This window comes from Haloactinopolyspora alba (assembly GCF_003014555.1).
GTDB lineage: Bacteria > Actinomycetota > Actinomycetes > Jiangellales > Jiangellaceae > Haloactinopolyspora > Haloactinopolyspora alba.
Genome location: NZ_PYGE01000010.1, coordinates 1 through 19,885, shown reverse-complemented (window position 1 = coordinate 19,885; position 19,885 = coordinate 1). Strand labels below are relative to the sequence as shown.

The window sequence follows — 19,885 nt, the reverse complement described above, 5'->3', positions numbered from 1 at the left end:
CCGTTTCCTCGCCGCCGCTCATGCCGCCCCCGCCCGGACCGTCTCAGCGTCCGCGCCGAGCCGGCCGAACGCGTCGAACCGCGCGTGCCGGTGCGCGACGAGCTCGTCGCCGGACATCGTGCCGAGCTCGGCGAGGACGGCGGCGACGGTCTCGCCGACCCGGTCGACGGTGCCGGCCGGGTCCTCGTGCGCACCGCCGTCCGGCTCGAGCACGACCTCGTCGACCACGCCGAACTCCTGCAGGTCCGCCGCGGTCAGCCGCAACTGCGCCGCGGCGTCCGGCGCCCGGGTGGCGCTGCCCCAGAGGATCGTCGAGCAGCCCTCCGGCGAGATCACCGAGTAGTAGCCGTTCTGCAGCATGACCACCCGGTTGGCGACCGCCAGCGCCAAAGCGCCGCCGCTGCCGCCCTCGCCGGTGATCACGCTCACCACGGGCACGCTCAGCCGCGCCATCGTGGCGATGCACTCGGCGATGACAGCGCCCTGTCCGCGTTCCTCCGCCTCGAGGCCCGGATAGGCACCGGCGGTGTCCACGAACGTCACCACCGGCAGCCCGAACCGTTCGGCGTGGTGCATCAGCCGCATCGCCTTGCGGTAGCCCTCGGGGTGCGGCATCCCGAAGTTCCGGTGCACCATCTCGGCGGTGTCGTGGCCCTTCTGGTGCCCGATGACGACGACGCTGCGCCCGGCCAGCCGGGCGATGCCGCCGACGACGGCGGGGTCGTCGCCGTGCACCCGGTCGCCGTGCAGCTCGACGAACTCGTCGGCGAGCTGGTGCAGATAGTCGAGCGTGGTGGGCCGGCCCACGTTCCGGGCGCGCGTCACCACGTCCCACGCCCGTGCCGGCGCGGGCGCCCGGGTCGACAGGCGGCGCGGCTCACCCCGGCCATGCCCGGCCGCACCGTCGGCCGTGTCGGCGCGGTGCAGCCGGAACAGCCCGGCCAGCGTCTCGTGCAGGCTCTCGCGCGGCACGACCAGGTCCGCCAGGCCGTGCTCGTGCAGGAACTCGGCGGTCTGGAACCCCGCCGGCAGCTCCTCACGGACGGTCTGCCGGATCACCTGCGGGCCGGCGAAGCCGATCAGACTGCCGGGTTCGGCGACGATCACGTCGCCCAGCGACGAGAACGACGCGGTGGCGCCGCCGAACGTCGGGTTCGTGTTCACGTTGACAACCAGCACCCCGGACTCGCGCAACCGCGCGATCTCCTGCGAGGTGCGGGCCAGCTGCATCAGCGACAGGCAGCCCTCCTGCATGCGGGCGCCGCCGGACGCGGAGACGAGCAGCAGCGGCGTCCGCGTCTCGCCGGCCAGCTGTGCCGCCCGGACCAGGATGTCGCCCACCACCGTGCCGACGCTGCCGCCCATGAAGGCGAAATCCAGCGCCGCCACGACCACCGGACTGCCGCCGACCGTGGCGGTTCCGGCGACGGCGGCGTCGGCACGGCCGGTGCGCTCCCGCGCCTCGGCCAGCCGTTGCCGGTACGGCTTCGAGTCGACGAACCCGAGCGGGTCGGCCGAGGCCGGCACCTCGTCCAGCATCCGCAGCGAACCACCGTCGAGCAGCAGCTCGAGGCGTTCGTCCAGCGGCATCCGCAGGTGGTGCCGGCAGTCCGGGCAGACCTTGTCGTTGCGGTTCAGCCGCTTCACGTAGAGGTACGACGAGCAGTGCGGACACCTGGTCCAGGCGGTGTCGCCCGCTCGAACGGTGTTCGTCCGGGTCACAGGGTCACTCCTTCGACGTCCGGCGCCGTGGCGGCGCGGGGGTAGGGCCGCACCCGTCCGGTGCGTTCGACGAACGAGCGCGGCAGGGTGGCCAGAACCTCGTTCCCGAGGTCCTCGAGGGCGAGCTTGGCGACGATCACACCGGACGACACCGCGCGGAACGACGAGCAGTTCGCCTCGGTCCAGTGCCCCGACAGGAGCAGGCCCTCGACCGGGCTGCGGTGGGCCAGCCGCTTGCTCGCCACCTGGTTGGGCGTGTTCTCCCAGCCGTACACCGCGCCCTGGTCGCTTCGGGTGAACCGGTGCAGGGTCTCGGGCGTGCCCACCTCGCGGTAGGTCAGCCGGCTGGAGAGTTCCGGCACGACCCGCTCGAAGAGCCGCACCAGGGCGTCGCCGGCCGTCTCCTTGAGCTCACGCCAGGGCCGGTCCAGCCGCCACGGCGCCATCACGTTGAGAATGGCCAGGTGCTCGCCCGCAGGAGCCAGGCTGGGGTCGATCATCGTGGTGTTCGACATCCAGGCCGACGCCGGACGCCCGGCCAGCACCTCACGCCAGTTGTCCTCGTGATCGAGATGCGGATGGACGAACGTCTCGTGGGCGATGTCCAGCTCGTTCAGGTCGATGTCGGTCGCGGCGAACACGCTGACCGCCGACAGGGTGGGCGTCATCCGGTTCAGCCGCTTGACGAAGGCGGCCGGCAGCTGGTCGTCGCCGACCAGATCGTGCATCGTGTGCCGGGCGTCCGCGTTCGAGATCACCACACGTGCGCTGAACTGGGTGCCGTCCTCGGTGCGCACGCCCGTCGCGCGGCCGTCCTGCACGACGATCCGCGCCACCGGGGTCTCGGCCAGCACGGCGCCGCCGCACGAGCGCACCACGTTCGCGAACGCGTCGGCCATGCGCTGGTAGGAGCCAAGCGGGTACCGCGGTCCCTCCAGGTGGGAGTCGAGTGCCTTGACGTACGTCGAGAACGCCAGCCGCGACGGCGGGGAACCGATGAAGGGCCAGACCGCTCCGGCGAGCGCACGCGCACGCTGCCCGGAGACGTAGTCGTCGAGGACGTCCTTCACCGTCGCCATCCGGTAGCGGGAGAAGTACGGCCGCGCCGCCATGACCTCGTCCAGTTCGCGCGGGTCGATCCGGTTGGGCAGCCAGGACATCTCGTCGACGACGGCGCGGCACACCCGCACGAACTCGCGGAACTCGGCGGCCTCGGCGTCGTCGAGGGCGGCGGCGTTGGCCTCGGTGAACTGGTCCCAGCCGTTCGGCACGACGACGTCGAGACCGTCCGGGAACGCCGCGCCGTACACGTGCGGCGCCACCACCAGCCGGCACTCGTCCTCCACACCCAGGTACTCGAGGAAGTTGCCCACGATGGGGCCGCCGCCGGTGCCGTGGATCGCCGGATCGAACGTGTAGTCGCCGCGGACGAACGCGTGCGCGACGCCGCCGATACCCGCGCCCTGCTCGCACACCAGGACGCGCTCGCCGCTGTGCGCCAGCAGCGCCGCCGCCGACAGTCCGCCCAGGCCGCTGCCGACCACGATGACGTCGTAGTCATCTCGCTCGCTCATCCGGGTTCCTCCGTGCTCGTGTCGTCGGATGTGCCGGACGTCGCGCCCCAGTCGGCGAGGACCCCGGCGTGTACCCATTTGCTGCTCTCGATGCCGACGATCAGCACGCGCGCGCCGGCCGGGATCCGCCCCGCGCGGGCGGCGTCGTCGAGACAGACCAGCGGTCCGGCGCAGCCCAGCGCGCCGCGGCGGGACAGGCTGTCCGCGAACTCGCCGGTGATCTTGCTCCACTCGTCGCGTTCGACCGCGCCCTCGCCCATGGCCTCGCGCATCCAGCCGGAGTTGCCTTCGGGGACGACGCAGACGTCGACCTGCTCGGGTCCGGCGTCGCACGCGGTGAGCGTGTCGCCGATGGCGTCGGCGACCAGCGCCGGCGCCAGGTGTCCGGCGGCGACCACGTCGACAGAGATCTTGACCAGTCGCTTGGCGGCCTTCTGCTCGTGCACCGGTGCATGCGTGCCGCCTCCGGTCACCTGGATCCCCGGCGGCCGGCCGCTGCCGATCGCGCCGGTCGCGCCGCCCACGAGCCCGCCGTCGGTTCCGGCACGCAGAACCACCGCGCCGGCGCCGTCGCCGAACATGTACATCGGGATCCGGTCCCGGATGCGCACCTTGCCCGCCGGGACGTCCAGGAAGATCGGCGCGAGCACCGGTGAGGTCGCCTCGCTGCCGATGACCAGCGCCGTGCGGTAGGTCCCGGACTCGATCTGGTGCCGGACGAGTTCCAGCGCCTGCACCGTGCCGGCGCCGCCGGAACGCAGCTCGTACGTCGCGCACGCGCCGACGCCCAGCTCGTCCTGGACGAGGTTCACCATCGGCGGCAGCGGGTACTCCGGCGTCGCCGTCGCCACCACCAGCAGGTCGACGTCGCCGGGCTCGACGCCCGCGTCGGCGAGGGCCGCCCGCCCGGCGCCGACCGCCAGGTCGGTGTTGCGGTGGTGGTGCGCACCGGTCTCGGGGTCGATGATCCAGTGCCGGGAGTCGATCGAGATGTCACCCGCCACCTCGTCCGGCAGCGCTCCGGCCAGCGCCTCGATGACGTCGTTGCCGATGGGCTCACCGGGCAGGTAGCTGCCGGTGCCCGCGATAGTCGCCCGCCGGCCCGCGCTCACCATTTCAGCCGTCCCAGCCCGAGCCCGGCCATGCCGCCGCCGTCGACGTTCAGCAGCACACCGGTCATGTATTCGGACTCCGGCCCGGCCAGGAACCGGATCCCGGAGGCGACCTGCTCGACGGTGGCGAAGTCACGCATCGGGATCTGCCGCTTGAGATGCTTGGCCACGTCCCCTTCGGAGAGGTCGGCGACCAGGTCGGTGGGGGCGAATCCTGGCAGCACCGCGTTGACGCGCACGCGGAAACGGGCCAGCTCGACGGCGGCGCTGCGGGTGAAGGCGTCGACGGCGCCCTTGGACGCGGCGTAGTTCGACTCGCCGGTCCAGCCGCGCTCGCCCATGACCGACGACACGTTCACGATGGCCGCGTCGCGGGTGACCATGAAGTGGTCGAGGGCGGCTTTGGTGCAGTTGAACACGCCGCCGAAGTTGACCCGCATGACGTCCATCCAGTCCTGCGGATCCATGTGATAGATCAGGTTGTCCTTCGACACCCCGGCGTTGTTGACCAGGATGTGCAGGTCACCGAAGGTGTCCAGCACCTCGGCCATCAGCGCCCGTGCCTGCTCGTAGTCGGAGACGTCCGCGGCGAAGGCCGCCGCGCGCCCGCCGGCGGCCTCGATCTCGGCCACGACGTCGTGCGCCTCGTCCTTGCCGGATCGGTAGTTGACGGCGACCCGTGCGCCGTCGGCGGCGAGGGCCAGCGCCGTCGCACGGCCGATGCCGCGCGAGCCGCCGGTGACCACCGCCACCCTGTCGTCCAGATTCATCGTGCTGACCTCACTTGTCGTCGGCTGCGGGACTCACGACGAGCGAGACGGCCGTCCCGCCCAGCGACGTCGCGTTGACCAGTGCGGGGCCCGCGTGGCCCCCGCCGTCCAGGGCATCCACCGCGAGCGCGGTCGTCAGGGCGCCGCCCGGCCCCACCGGCTCGCCCAGTGCCTTCTTGGGTTCGTGCAACGGCGGCAGCCGGTCACCGAAGATCCGGCGCAGCCCGGCGCGCTCGCCTCGGTCGGCCGGCGCCAGGCCGGCGGCCGCCGTCCACACGCCCGCGACCTCACCCGCGGCGATGCCGGCGTCGTGCAGCGCGTGCGCGCCGGCGCGTGCCGTCGCGTCTCCGCCGAGGTCCCACGAGACGCCGCCGGGACGGACGTGACTGGCACTGCCGTACCCGGCGAGCAGGGCGCGGGACCGAGCGCCGCGCCGCTCGGCGCCCCCGCGCCGCTCCAGAACCACGGCGACGGCGGCGTCGGTGACGGCGAACCGGCGGTCACCCGGCGTGGTCGACAGCACGCCCAGGTCGCGGTACGCCCGGACGACCAGCTCGTCGACCAGGTCGACGGCCAGGCACACCACGGCGTCGGCATGCCCGGTGCGCAGTAGCTGGCACGCGTACGCCAGCGCCGTCGCACCCGAGGCGTGCCCGGCCGACACCGTCGACGTCGGTCCGTGCAGGCCCAGATGCTGCGCCACCTGCCCGGCGGGCTGGTTGTAGACCGTGTTCGGGAACAGCGCGGGGTCGGCGCCGGACGGGCCGTCGGCGAGCACGCCGCGGGTGAACGCGGCCATCGACTCCACCGGGCCCGCGGACGTGCCGACCAGCACGCCGGTACCGGCGCGGTCGCCGTCGGCCAGTTCCGCGTCGGCGAGCGCCTTGTCCGCGGCGACCACGGCGGCCACGGTCATCCGGTCCATCCGGCGGCGCTGCTTGCGGCTGAGATGCGGCTCCGGGTCCACCGTCATGGTGCCCACGCGACCCCGGGGATCGGCCGGGACCCCCGCGCTGTGCGCCGCTTCCCGGGCCGCGGCGACGCCGTCGCCGAACGGTCCCAGCGCCGCGAGCCCGGTGACGACGACGTCGTCCAGGTCCGCGGCGGGTGGCCGGCGGCGGTCGTCGGCCCGCAGCAGCGCGAGGCTCGCGTTCGAGCCGCCGAAGGCGAAGTTGTTCGACACCGCGACCGTGCTGTCGAGCGCACGCGCGTCCAGCGGCACGTAGTCCAGGTCGCAGGCCGGGTCCGGGCCCGCGTACGACGCGGTGGGCGGCGCGGTGCGCTGCTCGAGCGCGTGCACGGTGACGACCGCCTCGGCCGCGCCGGCCGCGCCCAGCAGGTGGCCGATGACCGACTTGGTGCTGCTGACCGGCACCGTGTCGGCCGCGTCCCCGAGAGCGGTACGGATGGCCTGCGTCTCCGCCGGATCGTTCTTGTCCGTCCCGGTGCCGTGACCGTTGACGTAGCCGACCTCGTCCGGCCGGGCGCCCGCGGAGCGCAGCGCCTGCGTGATCGCCCGGGACGCTCCGGAGCCGTCGGGTCGCGGCGCCGTCGGGTGGTATCCGTCCGCGGACAGCCCGTACCCGCCGACCCAGCCCAGCACGTCGTCCGCGGCGATCAGGTCTTCACGCGCCAGGACCAGGAACGCGGCACCCTCACCCAGCGAGAGGCCCTGCCGCTCGCGCGAGTACGGCCGGGCCGGCTCGGGCGACAGCGCCTCCAGGGCGTGGAACCCGCCGAACAGCACGTCGGAGAAGGCGTCCGAGCCGCCGGTCAGCACCACGTCGGCCTGCCCGGACCTGATCAGGTCCGCCGCCCACCCCACGGCGTTGGCGCCGGACGCGCAGGCGGTGTTCACCGCGAACACCGGACCGCGGAAGTCGTACGCGCCGGCCAGCGCCTCGCCGGTGGCCTGAGGTGTCGACATCGGCGCCAGTCCCGCGGGCGGATGCTCGCCGCGGTCGACGGCGGCCAGCCACTCCCGGCCGGACAGCAGGCCGGCGTTGCAGGTGCCGAACACGACACCGCACCGCTCGGCACCGGCCCGGCCGGGCAGGTCCCCGGCGCCGGCCATCGCCTCGTCCGTCGCCCGCAACGCGAGCTCGACCATCCGGTCGCGGAAGCCGCCCGGCCGCGGATACGGGTGCGCGCTCTCCGGTGACATGTCGACCTCGCCGCCGACCTTGGTCCGCACCCCGGTCAGGTCGAGTCGCTGCACCGGCCGGATACCCACCCGGCCGTCCCGGGCACCGGCCCACAACGCCGCGGCGTCCCCGCCGAGCGCGGTCACCGCGCCGACGCTGCGCACGGCGACGCGTGGCACTTCGCTGGTCTCGATTGGCATGGTCGGCTCCTGTTCCTCGCGACGCGCTCGGGCGGTCATGCCGCGCCGAGCGCGACAGCGACGTTCTGTCCTTCCAGGCCGCGGGCGAGCGCCACGGCGGAGCGCGCCGGCAGGGCGCGCGACTCGTTCGGCACCCAGTCCATGGCGCAGTCCGGGTCCGGATCGTCGAGGTTGAGCGTTGGCGGCACGCTGCCGTGGTGCAGCGCCAGCGCGGCGGTCGCCACGTTCATGGCGCCGGCGGCGGCGACCAGGTGCCCTACCGCCGGCTTGACGCTGCTGGCCACCACCCGGTCGGCCGCCGCGCCGAACGCCGCCCGCAGCCCGGCGGCCTCGCTGGCGTCACCGAGCGGCGTGGCGCACCCGTGCGTGGCCACGTAGTCGGGCCCGTCGGCCGTCCAGCCGGCCTCGCGCCCGGCGCCCAGCACCGCGCCGGTGAGTGCCGCGCCGTCACGTTCCGGCGTGACCAGCCCGCCCGCGTCGAACGCCGACCCGAACCCGTCGATCTCGGCGTAGATCACCGCGCCGCGGGCCGCTGCCGCCGCGCGTTCCTCGAGCACCAGCACGACGGCGCCCTCACCCAGGACCGAGCCGCTGCGCTCGCGGTCGTACGGGCGGAACGCCCCGGTACCGAGCTCGTTGCGGTCGGTCAGCACGCCGAGCCCGTCCATCTTCGACATCGCCCAGAACGACACGCCGGTGTCGAACCCGCCTGCCAGCGCGAGGTCCGCCTCGCCGCGCCGCACCGACCGGTACGCCCGGCCGATCGCGGTCGCGCCGGCGTCGGCGGTGCCGTGGAAGTAGGCGTTGGCGCCCTTGGCCTGGTACCGCTGCGACGCGTAGAACAACGCCGCCGCCTGCAGCCCCTCGACGTAGAACAGCGGGTAGAAGCTCGAGCCCATCCGCTCGCCGAGCACGCGTTCGTGCGCCGACCCGTCCTCGTCCCGCACCGACATCGCCCCGTCGATCAGATGCTGTGGCCGCGAGATCTCCTTGTTGCCGCCGAGGAAGACCGCCAGCCGCTCCGGGTCGAGCCGGTCGAGCTCGGCGCCGCTGTCGTCGACCGCCAGCTTGAGGCCCGCCAGCGCCAGCTCGTCCTCACGCGTGGCGCTGCGCAGCATGCGCCGGGTCGCGAACGCCGACGCGTCGAACTCGGTCAGCTCGGCGCCGATCCTGGTCCGCAACGAGCCGGCGTCGAAGTTGCGCAGCCCGCCGACCGCGGTGCGACCGGCGACCAGCCCGTTCCATGTCGCCTCGTGGCCGGTGCCCAGCGCGGTGAGCAGGCCGATGCCGGTCACCGCCACACGCCGCTCGTCGCTCATCCCTGTCCTCCCGGTGGCGCCGTCGTTCGGGTCATGGTCAGGTCACCGACCGTGGTGACGGTGGTGCCGTCGACGACGGCCGAGCCCTGGAACCGGGACGGGTCGTCGTTCCGTGCCTGCACCGTCAGTTCGACGACGTCGCCGGGTCGCACGTAGTGGCGGAAACGGACCCGGGCGACCGCCGCCGGGACCCACCGCTCGGCAGGCCCGTCGCCGGCGAGCACCAGTGCGGCCAGCCGGGTCAGGTCGTCGATGACGAGCACGCCCGGCAGCACCGGGAACCGCGGGAAGTGGGTGGCGAAGATCGCCGCCGTCGAGGTGACGTTGCGTACCGCCGTTCCGCCGACGCCCGGGGTCAGCGACCGCACCGCGTCCAGCTGTCCGATCATCGCGGCACCTCCGCCGACGGTCGGTCCCCGGGTCCGGTGACGACGAAGCTCGCGTTCGTGCCGCCGAACGCGAACGCGTTGACGAGCGCCGCGCGGACCGGCCGGCTGCGTGCCTCGCCCGGCACGTAGTCCAGCCGCAACGCAGGGTCGGGATGGTCGAGGTTGACGGTCGGCGGGACGAGCTGCTCGTCGAGCGCCCCCAGCGCCGCCACCAGGTTGAGCCCGGCCGCCGCCGACGTGAGGTGCCCGGCCATCGACTTGGGCGAGCTGACCGACAGCCGCTCGGCCCAGGGGCCGAAGACGCTCTCGATGGCGACCGTCTCGCTGGCGTCGTTGCCAGGGGTTCCGGTGCCGTGCGCGGCGACGTAGTCGATCTGCTCCGGTGCCATCGCGGCGTCGCCGAGCGCGTCGCGCATCGCGTTGATCGCCCCGCCACCGTCCGGCGGCGAGTCGGTGATCCGGTAGGCGTTCATGCTGGACGCGTATCCCGCGATCTCGCCGAGCACGGTCGCGCCGCGGGCCAGCGCGTGCTCACGCTCCTCCAGCACGGCCATCACCGCGCCCTCGCCGAGCACGAAACCGTCGCGACGCGCGTCGAACGGCTTGCAGGCGCGTTCCGGCTGGTCGGGTGCGTCCTCGGTGAGCGCGCCGAGCAGCGCGAATCCCAACACGTCCATCCAGGTCGTCAACGCGTCATAGCCGCCGGCGAGCATGACGTCGGCGTCGCCGTCCTGGATCCGCAGGTACGCCTCGCCCAGCGCGTGCGCCGCGCCGGCGCAGGCCGTGCTCACCGACACGAACGGGCCGCGGCACTCGCCGATCTCGGCCATCACCGCGGGGGCGACGTTCTGGTCACGCTCCAGCACCTCCGCCGGCGACTGGCGGTAGATCCGGCTGTGGTTCGTCGACTCGAGCAGCCAGGACATGTCGGCGAGCTGCTGGAGGCCCACCCGGCCGACCGTGCCGCCGACCGACACACCCCGCCGGTACGGGTCGGTGCCGTCCATCGGACCGGCCTGCGCGAGCGCCTCCACCGCCGCACCGACGCCGTACCCGGCGCCACGGGACAGGTACCGGCGGTGCCGGCGGTCCGGCACCGCGGCGGTCACGTCGAAGTCGGTGACCTGCCCGGCGATCCGGACCGGGAACGTCGACGCGTCGAACGTGGTGATCGCGCGCACGCCGCTGCGCCCGGCCGCGAGCGACTTCCACGTGGCGGCGGCGTCGTTGCCGAGCGGTGTCACGGCCCCGATGCCGGTGACGACGACGCGCCTGCGGTCGCCGCTCATGGCAGGTCTCCCGACAGCGCCTCGAGCTGGCGCCGGGTGACGGCCGGATCGTCCAGGTCGGCGGTGTCCACCAGGGCGCACATCACGTCGCTGGCCTCGAGCACCGTCCGCTCGTCCACCCGGACCACGCCGGACATCACGGCTCGCTCCGCGGAGCTGGACTCGACGGTGGCGTCCACGGTGAGCACGTCCCCGGGGCGCACCGGCCCACTGAACCGCGTGTCCGACACCGACAACAGTGCCGCCCGGCGGGCGACGTCGGTGTCGAGCATCACCAGCCAGGCGCCGGCCTGGCACAGCGTCTCCAGGACCAGCGGCGGCGGCATCACGGGCCCGTCGTCCGCGCTCTCGCGCCAGTACGGCTCCGCCCGGGACGTGAGCTTGCGCGCGCGGATCGACCGCCCCGGCTGATAGTCGACGATCCGGTCGGTCAGCTGGAACAACACGACGGTTCCTCCTCTCCAGGTCGGTCCGGGGGCGAGGTGACGACGACGGCGTTGGCCACGGCGACGTCGCCGGTGTGCGACAGCGACACGTCGATCTCCTGCGTGCCGCGCCGGGCGCTCACCGCGGCCACCTCGCCGTACAGCTGCACGGAGGGACGCCCCAGCGCCCCGGTCACGATCTCGACGTCGATCCACCGCATCCGCGGGCCGATACCGGTGCCGAAGGCCTTCAGCACCGCCTCCTTGGCCGCGAACCGGGCGGCGAGACGTCCGACGCCGTTCCGGCGCTCGCCGCAGGTTCGCCGCTCGCCGGAGGTGAACAGCTCGGTCCGCAGCCCCGGTTGCTGGTCGAGCAGCCGGCGCATCCGCGAGATGTGCACCACGTCGACGCCGACGCGGATCGCCACGTCAGGCCGCGGCCGCGGCGCCGACCCGCGCCTCGACGAGGCTCACCAGGTTGTCGACGGTGAACAGGCCCATGACGTCCTCGGCGGGCAGCGACCCGCGCAGCTTCTCGACGTCGATCTGCGGCATCACCCGGGCCAGCTGGGCGAGGCCCACGTCGGAGACGACGCCCTCCGGTGTACCGAATTCCTCTTCGGAGATACCGCCCTGCACGTGCTCCGCGAGGTCGGACGCCGCGATCTTGACACCCAGCGACCGCTCGAGGCGGAAGAGGATGTCGAGCAGGTCGATCGACTCGGCTTCGAGGTCACCGAGCAGGGTTGCCGAACCCACGACCTCGTCCTCGTCCACACCCAGCGCGTCGACGAGCGCGGAGCTGACGGCGTCGAACACCTGGTCCTTGGCCACAGTCATGAATGATCCTTCCGACTTGTGACACATCAACCTTTGATGTGCTTAGTCACCTGATTCAGGCGATTTACACCGTTAAGACCCGGGTCGCCGTCGCTGTCGTACAGAAAACCGGCAATGAATCTCTGTGGCGTGGGTCACATCTACCTTCTGCTCATTCACCACGAATTCGGCATGAATTCCACCTGAACGGGACCCCTACCGTTCACAGCGCATTCACAGGTGCGGGCAGGTAACGTGGTCGCCATTCCACACGGGCACTCCAGCAGGGAGGTGGACATGTCGGGCGACACCATCGATGACGACGACCCGACCGACGACGAGCTACTGGCACAGCTGCGCGGCCTGATCGGCCAGGTCCCACCGGACGTTCTCGAGCGGGCGGCCGACGTCCGCGACCGGCCGCCGGCCTGAGCGACCGGCCGCCTGCCCAGCCAGTGGGATAGGCGGACCCGGTCGCGAGCCAGGGCCGGTGCGCGAGCCAGGGCCGGTGCGCGAACCGGTGCCGGTGCGCGAACCGGGCCGGTCAGTCCGCCCGGTCGCGCTCCGCCGAACGTGCGCGGTCGCGGCCCGCCGCGCGGGCGCTCCCGCAGCACCCCGGGCCCGCCGCCGCCCCGTCGTCCTCGTTCAGCAACGCACGCAGCCGCGCCAGGCACCGGTTCCGGATCGGGCCCACCGAGTCCGACGAGATGTCGAGCGCCGCGGCGATCTCGGCGTAGTTGCGGTTCTCGATCAGCAGCGCGACCATCTGCTGACAACGCGGCGGGAGCTCGCGGACGGCACGCGAAAGCTGCTGGGCACGGTCCTCCGACAGCACATACCCCTCGACGCTCTCGGTGTCGTCGGCCACCCGCGCCAGTTCCTCGGACGGGCGCGCCTCGGTGCGCCGGTGCGGGGCCTGCAACAGCCGCAGCGACTCGCGCCGGGCGATCATCGACAGCCACTCGGCCAGCCGGGCCGGCTCACGCAGCCCGCCCAGGTTGCGCCACAGCCGTACCCACGTGGCCTGGCTGACCTCGTCGCTGTCCGCGGCGTTCAAGCGGTGCGCCCGAGCGATCGACCAGACCATCGGCCCGAATCTGCCGACCAGTGCGCGCCATGCGTGTTCGTCGTCGTTCAGACAGGCCTTGACGAGATCATCCGTCGTCGTGAAGGTCTCCACCCAGTCCGCCCCCCGGATCGTATGAACGTGCCGACCACACGACGGACCGGGCTCGACCCCGTGATCGGGGCGGCCATCGGCGGCCTCTGTTGCACGTCGTGGTCTGAGCCGCGAGCAGCGCCGGCCGCGGCTGTGCGTGGATTCGGGTGCCGTGGCACGGACCGCATCTCTCGTGCCGCCACCCCCGCGACCTCGGCCCGTCGCTCCGCGTCACAACTGCGCGAGGTGAGCATGTGCGACCTTTCCGCACGTCCCGACGCCGCGGGCGCGGGGCCCGGCATGGTCGGTTCGCGTTCGTCACCGGATTTCAACGGGCTGAGAAATCTATCCACAACGACTGCACAAAACGCTCAAGTCGTCGCGACTAAGTCAAACAACGCACCAGACGACATGTCAATGTGAGAAACAGTTACATCGCCGTATCGCCCGGTGAACCCCAGATGATCGTCAGGGTCGACGGGACACGCGACGGCCGGACACACACAGCGGCGACGGCCCCGGGAACGACGACGCCGCCGGCCCGGCGAACCGGACCGGCGGCGTCGTGCGCACGATACGGGCGGCGTCAGGGCCGCGAGCGGTAGACCGCGAGCGCCGACGCGAACGCCGGCACCGGCAGGTAACTGTCGCGGCCCTGCGCGACCTCCTCCATCGACGCCAGCCGGGTGCGCAACTCGTGCACCTCGGCTTCGAGCTCCATGATCCGTTTGATGCCGACGAGGTTCACGCCGTCCTCCTGGGACAGCCGCTGCACCTCGCGCAGCATCTCGACCTCACGCAGCGAGTAACGGCGGCCGCCGCCGCCCGTCCGCCGCGGCGAGACGAGCCCGAGCCGGTCGTACTGACGCAGTGTCTGCGGGTGCATGCCGGCCATCTCGGCGGCCACCGAGATGACGTACAACGGCTCGTCGTCGCTGACCAGGCGCGCGGCGCCGGACATCGCGACGATGAATCTGCCTCCCGCGTCCATGGTCATCTCTCCTTTGCCGCGGTGTTCATCAGCGCCGCCCGCACGTCGTCACCGGACGCCGCGTCCCGGTACTGCTCGAGGGCCTGACGGGCATCCGGCGGCACCGACTCGGGGACGGCGACCTCGACGGTCACCAGCAGGTCGCCGCGCGAGCCGTCCTTGCGAGTGGCACCCCTGCCGCGGACGCGGAAGGTGCGCCCGGTGGGTGTCCCCTGCGGGATCCGCAGCGTCACCGGGCCGCTGCCCAGCGTCGGGACCTTGATCTCGGCGCCGAGGGCGACCTCGGGGAAGGTGACCGGTACGGTCACCGTCAGGTGCTCGCCGCGCCGGCCGAAGACCGGATGCGACCCGACGTGGATGACGACGTACAGATCGCCCGCCGGACCGCCGTGCTCGCCCGGAACGCCTTTGCCGCGCAACCGGATGCGCTGGCCGTCGACCACGCCGGCCGGGATGCGCACGTGCATGACCCGGCTGGTGGTGCCGCGGCCGGAACCCGCGCAGACCGGGCAGGGGTCGTCCACGACCATGCCGCGGCCCTTGCAGTCCTGGCACGGCTCGGCCATGCCGAACCCGCCGGAGTCGGTGCTGGTGAATCCGGTCCCGACGCACGTCGGGCAGACCCGCGGCACCGTCCCCGCACGCGCACCCGTTCCGGCGCACGACGCGCACGCCGACGAGCTGGTCAGCTTCAACGGGATGGTCTTGCCCTCGACGGCTTCGGTGAAGCTGACCGAGACCTCACGCTCGACGTCGGCGCCGCGGCGGGCGGAACCGGTCCGGGTGCGGGCCCGCTGGTTGAACAGGCCACCGAACACGTCACCCAGACCGCCCGTCCCGCCGCTGCTGCCGAACAGGTCGCCGAGGTCGAACGAGAACGAACCGCCGGCCCCGTCACCGCCCGGCGAGCGCATGCCGCCGCCGAACATGGTGCGGGCCTCGTCGTACTCCTTGCGCTTCTGCGGGTCGGACAGGACCGAGTAGGCCTCCGAGACGTCCTTGAACCGGGCCTCGGCCTCCTGGTCGTCCTTGTTGTGGTCAGGGTGGAGCTCGCGAGCCAGGGTGCGGTAGGCCTTCTTGACCGTGGCCGCATCAGCGTCCTCGGGGACGCCGAGGATCTTGTAGTAGTCCTTCTCGATCCAGTCCTTGGTACTCACGCGCCCCTCCCTTCTGCTGCGTCAGCTCTCCTGCTGGCGGGTGTCCGTATCGGCCGCGGTGTCCTGCTCGCCCTGTGCTTCGGGCGCCGGCTCCGGCAGCGGGTCCGCGGATTCCGCGCCGCCCTCCGGCAGCGCCTCGGTCGGCTCGGACACCGCGACCCGTGCCGGGCGGATGACCCGTTCGCCGACCCGGTAGCCCGGCTGCAGGATCTGCGTGCACGTGGGCACGTCCACATCGTCGGCGTACCCGTGCATGAGCGCCTCGTGCACGGTCGGGTCGAACTCGTCGCCCGGCTCACCGAACCGCTCCAGCCCGGCCTTGCCGGTCACGGACTCGACCGCCTCGCCCACGGACCGGAACGCCCCGGTGAGGTCGCCGTGGTCGCGGGCCCGGCCGATGTCGTCGAGCACCGGCAGAAGCTCGGCCAGCACCTCCGCCTTGGCGTTCTCGCGGACCAACTCGCGGTCGCGCTCGACACGCCGGCGGTAGTTGACGTACTCGGCCTGCAGCCGCCGCAGGTCCTCGAGCCGCTCCGCGGCTTCCGCCCGCGCACGGGCGACCTCGTCGTCACCGGCTGCCGCACCGTCGGCTTCGGCGCTGGCGTCGGCCAGGTCGTCGGCGTGCTCGGGTTCACGCAACTCGCCCGTCTCCGGATCGACCCGCCGCCGGTCACGCACGACCGGCGGCTCCTCCACGGTCTCCTCGGAGCCGGCAGCCCGCTCCGCGTCGGTCACTTGTTGTCGTCCTTCTCCTCGTCGACGATCTCGGCCTCGACGACGTCCTCCTCGGCGTCGCCCTGCGCGGCGCCGGCCGACGCCGAACCGTCCTCGCCGGTCGCACCCGCGTCGGCGGTGCCGGTCGGCTGCTCGGCGGTCGCGTAGATCGCGGCCCCCAGCGCCTGGAACGCCGTCTGCAGCCGCTCCGAGCTGGACTTGATGGCGGCGTCGTCGGTGCCCTCGAGCGCCTTCTTCGCCTCCGCCAGCGCGGAGTCGACGTCGTCGCGCACCTCCTGCGACAGCGTCCCGACCTTCTCGTCGTTGTCGGCCAGGAACTTCTCGGTCTGGTACACCAGCGACTCCGCCTGGTTGCGGGTCTCGGCGGACTCGCGCCTCTTGCGGTCCTCCTCGGCGTACTCCTCGGCCTCCTTGACCATCCGGTCGATGTCCTCCTTCGGCAGCGACGAGCCGCCGGTGATGGTCATCGACTGTTCGCGGCCGGTGCCGAGGTCCTTCGCGGACACGTGGACGATGCCGTTCGCGTCGATGTCGAAGGTGACCTCGATCTGCGGGACACCGCGCGGCGCCGGCGGAAGACCGGTCAGGTCGAACGTGCCGAGCTTCTTGTTGTACGCGGCGATCTCGCGCTCGCCCTGGAAGACCTGGATGCCCACCGTGGGCTGGTTGTCGTCGGCGGTGGTGAAGATCTCCGAGCGCTTGGTCGGGATGGTCGTGTTCCGCTCGATGAGCTTGGTCATGACCCCGCCCTTGGTCTCGATACCCAGGGACAGCGGCGTCACGTCCAGCAGCAGCACGTCCTTGACGTCACCGCGCAGCACACCGGCCTGCAGGCTGGCGCCGACCGCGACGACCTCGTCCGGGTTCACGCCCTTGTTCGGCTCCTTGCCGCCGGTCAGCTCCTTGACCAGGTCGACGACGGCGGGCATGCGGGTGGAGCCACCGACCAGCACCACGTGGTTGATCTGGTCGACCGAGATGCCGGCGTCGCGCACGACGTTCTCGAACGGCTTGCGCGTACGCTCCAGCAGGTCCGAGGTCATCTGCTCGAACTGGGCACGGGAGATGCTCTCGTCCACGTGCACCGGGTTCTTGTCCTCGTCCTGCGCGATGTACGGCAGCGAGATGGACGTCTGCGTGCTGGACGACAGCTCGATCTTCGCGCGCTCGGCGGCCTCACGGACACGCTGCATCGCGATCTTGTCCTTGGAGAGGTCGAGGCCGTTGGCGCTCTTGACCCGCTCGACCATCCAGTCGACGATCTTCTGGTCCCAGTCGTCACCACCGAGGTGGTTGTCACCGCTGGTCGCCTTGACCTCGACGACGCCCTCACCGATCTCGAGCAGGGACACGTCGAACGTGCCGCCACCGAGGTCGAACACCAGGATGGTCTGGTCGGACTCCTTGTCGAGGCCGTAGGCCAGCGCAGCCGCCGTCGGCTCGTTGACGATGCGCAGCACGTTCAGGCCGGCGATCTCACCGGCCTCCTTGGTGGCCTGGCGCTGGGCGTCGTTGAAGTACGCGGGAACCGTGACGACGGCGTCGGTGACGTCCTCGCCGAGGTAGGACTCGGCGTCACGCTTCAGCTTCTGCAGCACGAAGGCCGAGATCTGCTGCGGGGTGAACGTCTTGTCGTCCACCTCCTGCTTCCAGTCCGAGCCCATGTGCCGCTTGACGGAGCGGATGGTGCGCTCGACGTTGGTCACGGCCTGCCGCTTGGCGACTTCACCGACCAGGACCTCACCGTTCTTGGCGAACGCGACCACCGACGGAGTGGTGCGGGATCCCTCGGCGTTGGCGATGACGGCAGGCTCGCCACCTTCGAGGACGGAGACGACGGAGTTCGTCGTTCCCAGGTCGATGCCGACGGCTTGTGCCATGGCGATACCTCCGAGTGTGTATTCGTTGAGTCATTCGCGCTCAAGTATGACGGCCGGGGGCTCGAAGCGCCAAATCGCCTTGAGCCAGGGCCACTCAAGTCTCACTGGGCCCAACGTGCGGCCCGTCGCGATGATTCCCGGCGACCTGTCGACCGCCCACGACAGCGACCGCGGGCATGCCGTCATGTGTCGTCGTTGCCGGACAACAGCTGTCGCCGCGCTGGACGACGCGTAATCAGCGCCCGGTCGTGCCGTCGATCAGTTCGCGGAGAATGTCCGCATGGCCGGCGTGCCGGCCGGTCTCTTCGATCATGTGGGTGAGCGCCCAGCGCACACTGGGAGCACGGCGCCGACGCGGGGGCCGCGGGACCGGCGCACCGAGGTCCGCGCACCCGTCGAGGACGTCGTTCGCCCGCGCGACCGTCGGCCAGGCGGTACGCAGGCGTTCAAGATGATCATCCCGGCTCGGCCGGACCCACTCGAGCCGACTCCGCAGACTTACGAGGGCCAAGAATGGCTGTACGTGCTCAACGGCCGCCTGCGGCTGGTTCTGGGCGAGCGCGACCTGACGTTGTCGGCCGGCGAGGTCGCGGAGTTCGACACGTCCGCGCCGCATTGGCTGGGCAGCGCTGACGGCGGCGCGGTCGAGCTTCTCGTCCTGTACGGCCAGCAAGGGATACGCGCACACGTGCGCGCCGACCCCCGTCGACCGTGGACGTAGGCTGGTCGCCATGTATTCTGACGACGACGGTCCGCGGCGGACCGATCTGCGCACCAGAGTGGTCGCTGTCGTGCTGGTCCTGTGTCTCGTCGCCGGGTTCGCACCCTTCCTGCTGAACCTCGTGTTCTGACCCGCGACACATGCGCGACGACACCCCGGCCACGACGTCCTCGGCCCGGCTTCTCGGTATCGACGCGGCACGGGGTGTCGCCCTGCTCGGCATGATGTCGGTGCACATCGTCCCGGCCATGACCGACGGCGGCGAGTTCTCCGTCTCCCGCCTGATCGCCGGCGGGCGTTCCTCTGCGCTGTTCGCGGTGCTCGCGGGCGTGAGCCTGGCGCTCGCGTGCGGGGGCCGGACCGTGCCGCGCAGGCGGCGGCTGACGTCGATGCGCCTCGGCGTCGGCATGCGCGCCCTGGTGATCTTCCTGGTGGGGCTCGTCCTGGGGTCGTTCGACTCCGGGGTGGCCGTGATCCTGGCGTACTACGGCCTGCTGTTCCTGGTGGCGCTGCCGTTCCTCGGGCTGTCCGCGCGCGTGCTGCTTCCGCTGGCAGCGTTGTGGGCCGTCGCCGCACCGCTGATCAGCTACGCCTGGCGGCTCGAGCTGCCGCCGTCGAGCTACGACAACCCGAACCTCGACTCGCTCGCCGCGCCGAATCAGCTGGTGCGCGAGCTCCTGCTCACCGGCTACTACCCGGTGTTCCCGTGGATGGCGTACCTGCTGGCCGGGCTCGGCATCGGCCGGCTGGCACTGCGCTCGACGCGAGTGGCCGGGGGCCTGCTCGCGGGCGGCGCGGTCCTCGCGGTCGCCGCCTGGCTGACCTCCTGGGTGGTGCTGCGCCAGGGCGGCGCGGAGCACCTGGCCACGGCCGGGCTCGGCGGTCACCCGGCCAGCCCGTTCGACTTCGCCGGCCAGGTGCTGACGACATCGTTCTACGGCACGACCCCCACTACGAGCTGGTGGTGGATGACCGTCGCCTCACCGCACACGGCGACGCCGTTCGACCTGCTGCACACCACCGGCGCGGCGCTGGCGGTGCTCGGGCTGATGCTGCTGCTCGCCCCGAAGGCGCGAGCGCTGCTGCGCCCGCTCGGCGCTGTGGGCAGCATGACGTTCACGCTCTACAGCCTGCACGTGGTGCTGCTCGCGGGCATCCTTCCGGCGGACACCCCGAACGCCTACCTCTGGCACATCGTGGTGGCCTTCGCGATCGCGATGCCGTGGCGCAGGTTCATCGGCCGCGGCCCTCTCGAGGCGCTCGCGGCCGCGATGTCCCGCTCCGCCCGCGACCTCGTCCCCACCCGCACCACCAAGGAATGACCCCGCCCCGAGAATGACCACGTTCACCATGGAATTCCATGCGTCACCACCCGTACAGGCCTGGCGGTGTCCATCGGTGTAAGCAACGGTCATGCTGCTGCCGGGTTGGCGAGCAGTTCGTCCAGCGCTTGGGCTGGGGTTTTCAGGTCGAGTGTAG

18 protein-coding genes and 2 pseudogenes are annotated in these 19,885 nt (G+C 72.0%); 3 read left to right on the top strand and 17 right to left on the bottom strand.

Annotation, left to right across the window (positions count from 1 at the left end):
- Nucleotides 1-18 precede the first annotated feature (18 nt).
- Genes CLV30_RS14305 through CLV30_RS14255 form a run of 11 tightly spaced genes read right to left on the bottom strand, consistent with a single transcriptional unit; the run spans nucleotide 19 to nucleotide 11,784 of the window.
- Nucleotides 19-1,722, bottom strand: a complete 1,704-nt coding sequence (locus CLV30_RS14305; RefSeq protein WP_106537908.1) for an acetyl-CoA carboxylase carboxyltransferase subunit alpha — start codon at nucleotides 1,720-1,722, stop codon at nucleotides 19-21.
- Nucleotides 1,719-3,296, bottom strand: a complete 1,578-nt coding sequence (locus tag CLV30_RS14300; RefSeq protein ID WP_165358671.1) for a phytoene desaturase family protein — start codon at nucleotides 3,294-3,296, stop codon at nucleotides 1,719-1,721. The genes CLV30_RS14305 and CLV30_RS14300 overlap by 4 nt, the downstream gene beginning before the upstream one ends.
- Nucleotides 3,293-4,411, bottom strand: a complete 1,119-nt coding sequence (locus CLV30_RS14295; RefSeq protein ID WP_106537906.1) for a 3-oxoacyl-ACP synthase III family protein — start codon at nucleotides 4,409-4,411, stop codon at nucleotides 3,293-3,295. The genes CLV30_RS14300 and CLV30_RS14295 overlap by 4 nt, the downstream gene beginning before the upstream one ends.
- Nucleotides 4,405-5,178: an SDR family NAD(P)-dependent oxidoreductase gene (locus tag CLV30_RS14290; protein WP_106537905.1), complete on the bottom strand. Its 774-nt coding sequence runs from the start codon at nucleotides 5,176-5,178 to the stop codon at nucleotides 4,405-4,407. Before CLV30_RS14290 ends, CLV30_RS14295 begins: the two co-directional genes overlap by 7 nt.
- A gap of 10 nt (nucleotides 5,179-5,188) precedes the next feature.
- Entirely contained in the window at nucleotides 5,189-7,522 is a 2,334-nt protein-coding gene (locus CLV30_RS14285; protein WP_165358672.1) for a beta-ketoacyl-[acyl-carrier-protein] synthase family protein, read from the bottom strand.
- Nucleotides 7,523-7,557: 35 nt separating this feature from the next.
- Nucleotides 7,558-8,841: a beta-ketoacyl-[acyl-carrier-protein] synthase family protein gene (locus CLV30_RS14280; RefSeq protein ID WP_106537903.1), complete on the bottom strand. Its 1,284-nt coding sequence runs from the start codon at nucleotides 8,839-8,841 to the stop codon at nucleotides 7,558-7,560.
- Nucleotides 8,838-9,230: a 3-hydroxyacyl-ACP dehydratase FabZ family protein gene (locus tag CLV30_RS14275; RefSeq protein WP_106537902.1), complete on the bottom strand. Its 393-nt coding sequence runs from the start codon at nucleotides 9,228-9,230 to the stop codon at nucleotides 8,838-8,840. Before CLV30_RS14275 ends, CLV30_RS14280 begins: the two co-directional genes overlap by 4 nt.
- Complete coding sequence (locus CLV30_RS14270; protein WP_106537901.1) at nucleotides 9,227-10,519, bottom strand: beta-ketoacyl-[acyl-carrier-protein] synthase family protein; 1,293 nt, start codon at nucleotides 10,517-10,519, stop codon at nucleotides 9,227-9,229. The genes CLV30_RS14275 and CLV30_RS14270 overlap by 4 nt, the downstream gene beginning before the upstream one ends.
- Nucleotides 10,516-10,965, bottom strand: a complete 450-nt coding sequence (locus tag CLV30_RS14265) for a hotdog family protein (protein WP_106537900.1) — start codon at nucleotides 10,963-10,965, stop codon at nucleotides 10,516-10,518. Before CLV30_RS14265 ends, CLV30_RS14270 begins: the two co-directional genes overlap by 4 nt.
- The gene (locus tag CLV30_RS14260; RefSeq protein ID WP_106537899.1) at nucleotides 10,950-11,372 is read right to left on the bottom strand and encodes a holo-ACP synthase; all 423 of its coding nucleotides are present in this window, start codon (nucleotides 11,370-11,372) and stop codon (nucleotides 10,950-10,952) included. Before CLV30_RS14260 ends, CLV30_RS14265 begins: the two co-directional genes overlap by 16 nt.
- Nucleotide 11,373: 1 nt before the next feature.
- Nucleotides 11,374-11,784: an acyl carrier protein gene (locus CLV30_RS14255; RefSeq protein ID WP_106537898.1), complete on the bottom strand. Its 411-nt coding sequence runs from the start codon at nucleotides 11,782-11,784 to the stop codon at nucleotides 11,374-11,376.
- A 276-nt stretch (nucleotides 11,785-12,060) separates the two neighbouring features.
- On the opposite strand from CLV30_RS14255, the gene CLV30_RS27565 reads away from it, so the two are divergent.
- Nucleotides 12,061-12,195 (top strand): hypothetical protein, encoded by a 135-nt coding sequence (locus tag CLV30_RS27565; protein ID WP_276320013.1) that lies wholly within the window; start codon nucleotides 12,061-12,063, stop codon nucleotides 12,193-12,195.
- Between the two features lie 112 nt (nucleotides 12,196-12,307).
- Here the strand turns inward: CLV30_RS27565 and CLV30_RS14250 are convergent, their stop codons facing one another.
- The 6 genes and pseudogenes from CLV30_RS14250 to CLV30_RS26980 form a co-directional block, all read right to left on the bottom strand.
- Nucleotides 12,308-12,943 (bottom strand): RNA polymerase sigma factor, encoded by a 636-nt coding sequence (locus CLV30_RS14250; protein WP_106537897.1) that lies wholly within the window; start codon nucleotides 12,941-12,943, stop codon nucleotides 12,308-12,310.
- Nucleotides 12,944-13,508: 565 nt separating this feature from the next.
- Nucleotides 13,509-13,883 carry a heat shock protein transcriptional repressor HspR gene (locus CLV30_RS14245; RefSeq protein WP_205740937.1) on the bottom strand — a complete coding sequence of 125 codons (375 nt, stop codon included), beginning with the start codon at nucleotides 13,881-13,883 and terminating at the stop codon, nucleotides 13,509-13,511.
- 32 nt (nucleotides 13,884-13,915) lie between these two features.
- Entirely contained in the window at nucleotides 13,916-15,070 is a 1,155-nt protein-coding gene (dnaJ, locus tag CLV30_RS14240; RefSeq protein WP_106537895.1) for a molecular chaperone DnaJ, read from the bottom strand.
- Between the two features lie 21 nt (nucleotides 15,071-15,091).
- Nucleotides 15,092-15,805: a nucleotide exchange factor GrpE gene (gene grpE, locus CLV30_RS14235; protein ID WP_211300061.1), complete on the bottom strand. Its 714-nt coding sequence runs from the start codon at nucleotides 15,803-15,805 to the stop codon at nucleotides 15,092-15,094.
- Complete coding sequence (gene dnaK, locus CLV30_RS14230) at nucleotides 15,802-17,685, bottom strand: molecular chaperone DnaK (protein WP_106537894.1); 1,884 nt, start codon at nucleotides 17,683-17,685, stop codon at nucleotides 15,802-15,804. Before dnaK ends, grpE begins: the two co-directional genes overlap by 4 nt.
- 235 nt (nucleotides 17,686-17,920) lie before the next feature.
- A pseudogene (locus tag CLV30_RS26980) lies at nucleotides 17,921-18,109 on the bottom strand (mycothiol transferase); the annotation flags it as partial.
- On the opposite strand from CLV30_RS26980, the pseudogene CLV30_RS27335 reads away from it, so the two are divergent.
- Nucleotides 18,032-18,406 (top strand): annotated as a pseudogene (locus CLV30_RS27335) (cupin domain-containing protein); the annotation flags it as partial. The pseudogenes CLV30_RS26980 and CLV30_RS27335 overlap by 78 nt on opposite strands.
- A gap of 140 nt (nucleotides 18,407-18,546) precedes the next feature.
- Nucleotides 18,547-19,728 (top strand): heparan-alpha-glucosaminide N-acetyltransferase domain-containing protein, encoded by a 1,182-nt coding sequence (locus CLV30_RS14215; protein ID WP_106537893.1) that lies wholly within the window; start codon nucleotides 18,547-18,549, stop codon nucleotides 19,726-19,728.
- The last annotated feature ends 157 nt before the right edge of the window (nucleotides 19,729-19,885 follow it).